This window comes from Nonomuraea sp. NPDC049504, from assembly GCF_040676845.1.
In the GTDB taxonomy this organism is placed as follows: domain Bacteria; phylum Actinomycetota; class Actinomycetes; order Streptosporangiales; family Streptosporangiaceae; genus Nonomuraea; species Nonomuraea salmonea.
Genome location: NZ_JBFAPT010000068.1, coordinates 1 through 8,247, shown reverse-complemented (window position 1 = coordinate 8,247; position 8,247 = coordinate 1). Strand labels below are relative to the sequence as shown.

Here is an 8,247-nt window from a genome sequence, read left to right as displayed (position 1 = left end):
GGATTCAACGACCAAACCCCAAATGAGTCACGGTCTTAATCCGTAGGTTCCGGGTTCGAGCCCCGGGCGCCCTACCACTCCACACCCCATTCGACCTGGGGTTTCCCGGTTCCTGTACGCCTGGTGCGAGGCGAATAAGGCCGAGTTCATGCTCGTCTGATGCTCTTCGGCACGCGTACGGCCCGCTCTGGGCGGCGACAGGGTCCGGACGAGCCGCTTCCCGCTGCCGGGCTGTGATCACCTGAGACCGCCAGGATTCCAGCAGAGGGACAGAAAATTCTCCCGGCACCCGGTCACTTGATAGCTGTCTCTCGCGAACACTGCGGGTGCCGAGAATTCATCCGTCCAGGTCAAGCAGCATGCCGGTACTCCCTGAGAACACCACCGCGTCGATCATGTCGGCGGGCGTCGAGCCGGGTGATCGGGGCTTGACCGGCATCCGAGCCGGGGAGCGGCCGGAGCAGAGCAGCCTTGTGGAGAGCTCGGTGCGGCCGGTATTCGTTACCTCAGGCCGGCCCCTACTCGCCTGTCACGCCGGCCAGGAGCTTCGCCGTGTCCGCTGGCGACTCCACCGGGAAGTGGTGGCTGCCCAAATCGACGAGCACGATGTCGAGCCGGTCACCGTAGCGGTCGATGGCTTCCTGGGTGATGAGGTACGGATCGCGAACACAGTGATCGGTTGCTTCGTCTCGCGCAGCGCCGCGTCCATGTCCCAGCGCACCAGGCCCTCGATGGAACGCAGTCCGGCGGGCTGACGCACCGCGGCCACCTTCTCGAAGTGAGCACCCTTGAGAGCCGGGTCGGTCCCGACCGGCGAGCCTCCCTCCACCAGGCCCCGCACCCCCGCGGCGAAGCCTTCCCTGAACACCGTCGTCACCCTCACGGCCGCAGTACGGCGACCTGCGCTGCCTTTTCCACAACCGGCTGGACGAGGACGACCTGCGCGGCCTGGCGCGGGTCTGGTCGCGGCTCGATCCGGACGGCGATGCCGGAGGCGACGCCGACCGACCGAGCACGCTGGAGCGATGAGGCGGCCGTCCGCCCCGCGGCCATCTCGAGGCAGGTCATCCAGCCTGCACCGCTACCACCAGCGACGCCTGGCCGGCCCGCCGGTCAGCGGGCCGTGGCGTGGTCGTCGAGGTGCGGGTGCGGCGGCTGGGCCCGTCCCGGATGTCGCTTTCGATCATCATGGGTCGAGTGCTTGATCACACCCCGGACCGGTATCAGCCGCCCCCGCCGCCGCCCCCGGGCGTGCCTCCGGTGACGGCCTGTACCTCTCGAGCGCTCAACTCCTGCAACATCGCGCCGTCGCTGTTGCTGAGGATGACACCGACCCAGCCGGTGTACGGATAGATGTTCCAACTGGCGCCGACCCCGGGGTTGGCGCCAGCGCGGCCGTGCACCCACTGACCGCCGACGATACGGACCGGCATCTGGTAAGCCCCGAACGACCCCGGCCCATGGGGCGACTTGGGCGCGGTGAGCACCTCGGCGTAAGGCCGTTCCAGCACCGTGCCGTCGCTCAGCGCGTGCGCGAACCGCACCAAATCCGCCGCGGTGGCGAAGCCGCCGTCCCCGGGGACGTCGATGAAGCCGCGGCCCGGGTTCTTGCCCAGCGTGGCCTGGTTCGAGCTGCTCTTGTCCAGGTTGCGGACGGCGTCCACCACGCGGCCGTCAGCCGACCGCATGTACGGGTGCGCGATGTGCTTATCGGTGAGCCACCGCGGCCTGGTGTAGAACGCCGAGCCGGTCATGCCGCAGCGCTTGAAGATGTTCTCCTCGACGTAGTCCCAGTACGTCTTGCCCGTCACTGCCTGCACGATGAGCGCCGGGATGACAATCTCGGCCCCGGCGTGGCCGGTGGAAGTGCCGACGGGCGCCGCCAGCTTCGCATGGCGGGCCCACCGCTCGTAGTACTCCTGCACCTCCTCCTTGCTCTGGAAGACGCGCCGCACGTCCTCATCCGGGCTCTTCAGCCCGGAGATGTTGGCGAGCAGGTGGTGGACGGTCACCTGCTCGGCGACGTCCTTGGCGAAGCCCTTCAGGTAGGTGCCCACCGTGTCCGACAGCTTCAGCTTGCCCTGCTGCGCCAACTGCAAAATGGCCACCGCCTGGAACGGCTTGCCCGCCGAGCTGAGACTGAACGCGATGCGCTCGCTGTTGGCGATCCCTTTCTCCTTGTCGGCCATGCCGTAGCTGCGCGACAACACCGTCCGGCCCTTGTGCGACAGCAGCACCACGCCGGAGAACTTGCCCGCGGCGGCCAGCTTCGCCACGTACCTGTCGTAGGCCCCGCCGGGCAGAGTGTCCGGCGGGAGGCCGGCGACCTTGTCAGCGCCGCCCGCTCCCGCCGCGACCGCGGCGTCCAACAGCGGCACAGTCGCGGCACCGGCCGCCACCGCAGCGCCCCGCAACAGCGAACGCCGGTTCCACATTCCGTCAACAGCCACGTCTTCTCCTTTTCGTGATCACCTTCACGGCGCTTCCTGTCCAGCGGACGGTCACAGCGCCCCAGGGCTACCGACGCGCGCTGCCTGACGAGGGCGATGCCGAAGCCACCCTGGGCCGCACCGCATGAATCCGGTGCGGGCCGAACCCTTCGGCCGGGCGGCGCGTCCGGCCTTGGCCGGACGCGTCGCGGATCTCGTCTCGCGCTCCGTGACCCGTCCGCCTGTCAGCCCCGTCCACTGTCGACCGGCCATATCCCCGCCGCGTCCCCGCCATGTCATGGGTGTGTCACGGTTCGCGCCGGCAGCGGCCGCCGTCGGGAACACCGCGCCGACCAGGTGGTCTCAGGGTCGTTGTGGAACACGGTGATCTCGTGCCCGCGGAGACGGGCCGCCTGGGGACGTGACCGAAGGGACCGAGCTCGCTGGCAGGAGTGCCAGGCCTGGTGCGCCGACTCGACTGGTGCCGCATTTCAGCATGGCGCGACAGATCGTCCGCCGTGGACGTATCGCGGCCATATCGAAAATCGCATACGCCACGGCAACGATCTTCCGTCTTCAGTGGACGCATGGACCACAGCGCATCACTGCCGGCGCGGGCGCTTCGTAGATGCGGGACTGTGCTCGTCAGTCCGCCGACCATCGAAGACGCGCCTGCCCGGCTGAGACGTCGCAGATGCGGCTGAGCCATCGAACCGACGACTTCTGCGGCCGCACTTCGAGGAGCAGACAGAGCGAGGAGGCCTTGGTCGTGGATCCCCTGGTGGAGATCGCCATTCCCGTCTACAACGAGAAGCACGTGCTGGCACACAGCGTGCGCCGGTTGCACCACTATCTGGAAGAGACCTTCCCCTACCGGTTTCACATCACGATCGCCGACAACGCCAGCATTGACGGGACCTGGCAGGCGGCGCTGGAACTGGAGGCCGCGCTGCCACACGTGGGGGCGGTGCGGCTGGAGCAGAAAGGGCGGGGACGGGCGCTGCGGCATGTGTGGAGCCGCAGCGACGCCGATGTGGTTGCCTATATGGACGTGGACCTGTCCACCGATCTGGACGCGTTCCTACCGCTGGTGGCGCCGCTGATCTCCGGGCACAGCGATCTGGCGATTGGGTCTCGGCTGACCCGCGGGTCGGCGGTGGTACGCGGCCCGAAACGGGAGCTGATCTCCCGGTGTTACAACGTTCTGCTGCGTACGGCATTGGCGGCCCGCTTCACCGACGCCCAATGCGGCTTCAAGACCGCCCGGACCGTGGTCGCGCAGGCGTTGTTGCCGTCGGTGCAGGACGAGAAGTGGTTCTTCGACACCGAGTTGTTGCTGCTGGCCGAATGCAACGGGCTGCGCATCCACGAGGTGCCGGTGGACTGGGTCGACGATCCCGACAGCCGCGTGGACGTGCTGCAGACCGCGCTGGATGACCTGAAGGGCATGGCCCGGGTGGCGCGCCGCATGCTGACGGGCGCCTTCCGCGTCCCGGTGGAGGGCCGACCCCGGCCGAAGCTGCCAGCGGGGATGGCCCGGCAACTGCCGACCTTCGCGATCATCGGGGTGTTCAGCACGATCGCTCAACTGCTGTTGTTCGTGCTGCTGCGCACAGTGATGGGACCGCTGTGGGCGAACGCGGTCTCGCTGGTGATCACCACCATCGGCAACACCGCCGCCAACCGCCGCTTCACCTTCGGCGTGACCGGGCCGGAGCGGGCGTTCCGGCAGCAGTTGGAAGGCGGCGTCGCGTTCCTGCTCGGGCTGGCGCTGAGCACCGGCGGCCTGGCGCTGCTGCACGCGCTGGCGCCAGAGGCGTCACGTGTCGTCGAGATCGCCGCGCTGGTGACCGCCAACGGGGTCGCGACGCTGGTGCGCTTCATGCTGATGCGCGCCTGGATCTTCCATCCACGACGCTTGGGGCGCCGGCCGGCGCCGGCCGAGCCGACAGCCGTCCACACGGGCAGAAGGGACGACGTTCGATGACCACTTCCACACACCAGTCGCCACCGCTCCCCAGTCCGTCAGGCACATCTGTCTCCAACAGGCCTCGCGGGAGTCACCGCTTGCATGCTGGAGTGGGGCGGCTGCGCCGGCTGTTCCTGGGTGGGCCGGACGATCCGCGCTGGTCGCGTCCCGCGCTCTGGGGCGTGGTGCTGGCCGCGTTCGTGCTGTACGCGTGGAACCTGCCGGCAGCCGGTTACGCCAACTCCTATTACTCGGCGGCGGTTATGAGCGGCACCGAGAGCTGGAAGGCGTTCTTCTTCGGCTCGCTGGACTCCGAGTCGTTCATCACCGTGGACAAGCCCCCGATGGCGCTGTGGGCGATGGGCCTGTTCGCCCGCGTCCTGGGATTCGGGACGTGGAGCCTGATGTTGCCGCAGGTGCTGGCCGGGGTGGCCGCCGTCGCGGTGCTGCACGCCACGGTGCGGCGGGCGGCCGGGCTCCCGGCGGCGCTGATCGCTGCCGGGGCGCTGGCGCTGACGCCGATCACGGTCGCCATCAACCGCGAGAACGCCCCCGACCCGTCGCTGGTGTTGTTCCTGGTGCTGGCAGCGGGGGCGTGCCAGCGCGCGATCGAGACGGGACGCCTGACCTGGCTGCTGGCCTCAGCGGTGTTCGTGGGGTGCGGGTTCAACACCAAGATGCTGCAGGCGTTCGTGGTCGTCCCGGCACTGGCGCTGGCCTACTTAGTGGCAGCCAGGCCGCGGGTGCAGCGCCGGATTTGGCATCTGCTGGCGGCCGGTGTGGCGCTGGGGGTGTCCAGTTCCTGGTGGATGGTGGTGGTCGACCTGATCCCGTCCGGGAGCCGCCCGTTCATCGGCGGCAGCACCGACGGGACCGTGTGGGACGTGGTCATCGGCTTCAACGGCCTGGGCCGGATCTTCGGTGAGGGGAATAGTTCCGGCGCGGGCAGTTTCGGCGGAGGCAGCGGCGGTTTCGGTGGCGCCGCGGGCGCGGGACGGCTATTCAACGACATCGTCGGCGGGCAGATCTCCTGGCTGCTGCCGTTCGCGGTGCTAGCGCTGGTGGCGGGGCTGGTGCTGCTGCGGAAGCGGCCGCGCACCGATCTGCCGCGGGCCGCGCTGGTGCTGTGGGGCGGCTGGCTGGCCGTGCACTACGTCGTGTTCAGCTTCGCCGGGGGCGTGTTCCACCCCTACTACACCACGGCGCTGGCCCCCGCGGTCGCCGCACTGGCCAGCTCGGGCGGGGTGCTGCTGTACGGCGCGTACCGGCGGTCGGCCCGCTGGTCGTGGGTGCTGCTGGTGGGCGTGGTGGCCACGGGCGCGTGGTCGTTCGTGCTGCTGAACCGCACCCCCGAGTGGAATCCGTGGCTGCCCTGGGTGGTCGTGGCGGCGACCGTGGTGGCGGTGTCCACGCTGGCGCTGTGGCGGCGAGGCCGGAGGTTCGCCGCCGCGTCGGTGACGATCACGCTGGTCGCGGCTCTGGCGGGCCCGGGAGCGTACGCGTCGGCGACCGCATTCGGCGGTGCGAAGAACTCGTACGGCAACGCGCTGGCGGGGCCATCCATGGAACAGGGCCCGAACGAACAGGCCCCTGGAAAGCGGCAACCGGGCGGGCAGGGCGGCGTTCGCGTGGTCGGCGGGCCAGCCGCTCAGTTGAGCCCCGAGTTGATCGGCTACCTGCGGCGGAACCGGGGCGATGCGCGCTGGCTGGTCGCGGTGTCCGCCGCCCAGCAGGCCGCGGGCATCATCTTGTCGACCGGCGAGCCGGTGATCGCGATGGGCGGCTTCACCGGCCAGGACCCGGCGATGACGGTGGCCAGGCTGCAGGAGTACGTCAAGAACGGCGAGCTGCGCTACATCCTGCTCAACGCGTCGGCCGGTTCTCGTAAGGGTGCGATCTCGGCTGTCGCGGAGTGGGTGCGGCAGAACGGCACTCTGATCGACGCCGGCGAGTACGGGGAGTCGCTGTCCTCCTCAAAGGGCGCTGAGCAGCAGCTGTACCGGTTGAGCTGAGGAGCATTCATGGCGGGATTGACGCGAACCCTGTCGGTTGCCCGGCAGCGTGCGGACCGAGGGCGACCCGGCCTGGGCCCGGCCTGCGCTAGTTCGGCTGCGGGGCATTCCACCGCTTGGTGCTCAACGGCAAGGTTGCCGGCGAAGTTTGGTTCGACGACCGCTGCGCTGACGGGGGCATAGTCCAAGAACGTGACTTCTTCGAGTGGTACATGTCCTGGCTTGACCAACCTCATCGACACTACTTTTGAATCGCCTCCGGCGGGGCGCCCCGGCTCCGGGGTGATCGCTGCGTTAGGTGTCAGGGGCGTAGGTGGTTGAAGTGGAAGCCTGATCATCCCGCCCACCATCAACCCGGGACAAGCCGAGCAGACCAGGGCCATGGGGACAAGGTCGTTCCTCCAGTTGGGGGCTCCACCTTGTCCCCGTGGCCCTGGCCCGCTTCCCCTTCAGGCGGGTCGCGCGCGAGAAACACCAGGTGGCCGGCTGATCGTCGTGCTATTAGCGTGCCATTAAGGGCGGTAACGAGGGGTCAACAACGGTCACTCACGACCGGCCACAGGCCCAGGTCAACGCCCCTACGAGCCAAAATCCCTGCAATTCCCAAGCTGGCAGCGCGGGTTCGATTCCCGTCACCCGCCCTCAGCCTGAAAAGCCAGGTCAGGCATGGATTCCCGACCTGGCTTTGATCGTTTCTAGGCTCTTCTCGATCTTCCGTGCCCGTTATGTGCCCAATCCGTCTGGATCTTGCTCGTCCGGCTCGGGTTCGTCGGGCCTCAAAACTTCCTCGCCGAGCTTGCCGAGAGCGTCTGCGATGGCCCTGTCCCGCTCCATCGCGGTGTGCCGGTAGATCAGCGCGGCTCGGGTGGACGAGTGGCCCATACGGGTCATCAGGTCCCGGAGAGCACAGGTGTTGCCGGTGTGGCGAAGATCATGGAAGTGGAAGCCGCTGAGTTCGGCCCTCTTGAGAGCTGCCGCCCGGACGCGGGTGAAGTTCGCGCGCCGGAGCTTGGCGCCCTTGGGGCCGACGAAGACGTGTCCGTGCTCGCCCCTTCTCGGCGTACGTCTCCATGTGCTGCCGGAGGTCCGGCAGGAGAGTCGCCGGGATACTGACGATGCGCTTGCCCGCTTCCGACTTGGGCGGCCCGATGGTCACCGAGCCGTCCTTGAGTTCGGTCGTGGTCCCGACGACACGGATCGTTCCCGCATCGAGGTCCACGTACTTCCGCTGGAGTGCGGCCAGCTCGCCCCACCGCAGGCTCGCGAAGGTGGCGAGCAGGATCAGCATCCGGAACCGCGGTTCGATGGCATCGGCGAGGGCGAAGACCTGCTTCATGGTCAAGACGGGCCGCTCCGGCGAGTCCTCCTTGCCTGCCTTCTTGATCGTGCAGGGATTGGCCTCGCAAAGGACCCAGCGCCCTGAGATCCCAGTTGGGACGGTGGCCATTACGGAACCCACACCAAGTGACGGTCTGCTCAGTTACCTCGACCTGCGCGGTCAACGGTCAGCATCCCCACTCGCCGCATTCGCAGCCCAGCAGCACTCTCTCCTTCGGAAAACCAATGGAGATGGGGTGCTCCGAGGAAATGTGTGCTTGGCCAGCAGATCAAGTCCCGCTCCAGCAGTCCCGCATAGGCCCCAGCGATGCTTGGGCTGGAGGCCAGCTGTAGTTAGACGACGCGTGCGAGTTCGATGAGATTGATGCCGTCGATCACGATGTCCATGTGCGGATAGACGCTGGGGGCGACCGGCCCTTCAACGCGGAACTCGATCACATTCACGAATACACCTTATGCCCTAAGACCGTGACTCATTTGGGGTTTGGTCGTTGGATCT

5 protein-coding genes and 1 pseudogene are annotated in these 8,247 nt (G+C 68.0%); 3 read left to right on the top strand and 3 right to left on the bottom strand.

Annotation, left to right across the window (positions count from 1 at the left end; genetic code table 11):
• The first annotated feature begins 359 nt into the window (after positions 1 to 359).
• Complete coding sequence (locus tag AB0K28_RS51370; RefSeq protein WP_345391551.1) at positions 360 to 755, top strand: hypothetical protein; 396 nt, start codon at positions 360 to 362, stop codon at positions 753 to 755.
• A gap of 468 nt (positions 756 to 1,223) precedes the next feature.
• On the opposite strand, the gene AB0K28_RS51365 is transcribed toward AB0K28_RS51370, so the two are convergent.
• Positions 1,224 to 2,450, bottom strand: a complete 1,227-nt coding sequence (locus AB0K28_RS51365; protein ID WP_364385922.1) for a serine hydrolase domain-containing protein — start codon at positions 2,448 to 2,450, stop codon at positions 1,224 to 1,226.
• A gap of 748 nt (positions 2,451 to 3,198) precedes the next feature.
• On the opposite strand from AB0K28_RS51365, the gene AB0K28_RS51360 reads away from it, so the two are divergent.
• A complete protein-coding gene (locus AB0K28_RS51360; RefSeq protein ID WP_364385920.1) occupies positions 3,199 to 4,416 on the top strand; it encodes a bifunctional glycosyltransferase family 2/GtrA family protein in 1,218 nt (405 codons plus the stop codon).
• An 80-nt stretch (positions 4,417 to 4,496) separates the two neighbouring features.
• Positions 4,497 to 6,410: a glycosyltransferase family 39 protein gene (locus tag AB0K28_RS51355; protein ID WP_364385917.1), complete on the top strand. Its 1,914-nt coding sequence runs from the start codon at positions 4,497 to 4,499 to the stop codon at positions 6,408 to 6,410.
• A 723-nt stretch (positions 6,411 to 7,133) separates the two neighbouring features.
• Here the strand turns inward: AB0K28_RS51355 and AB0K28_RS51350 are convergent.
• Together AB0K28_RS51350 and AB0K28_RS51345 are read right to left on the bottom strand one after the other, a co-directional pair.
• A pseudogene (locus AB0K28_RS51350) lies at positions 7,134 to 7,406 on the bottom strand (site-specific integrase); the annotation flags it as partial.
• The gene (locus tag AB0K28_RS51345; protein WP_364385914.1) at positions 7,342 to 7,746 is read right to left on the bottom strand and encodes a hypothetical protein; all 405 of its coding nucleotides are present in this window, start codon (positions 7,744 to 7,746) and stop codon (positions 7,342 to 7,344) included. The gene AB0K28_RS51345 and the pseudogene AB0K28_RS51350, both read right to left, overlap by 65 nt.
• Positions 7,747 to 8,247: the final 501 nt, after the last annotated feature.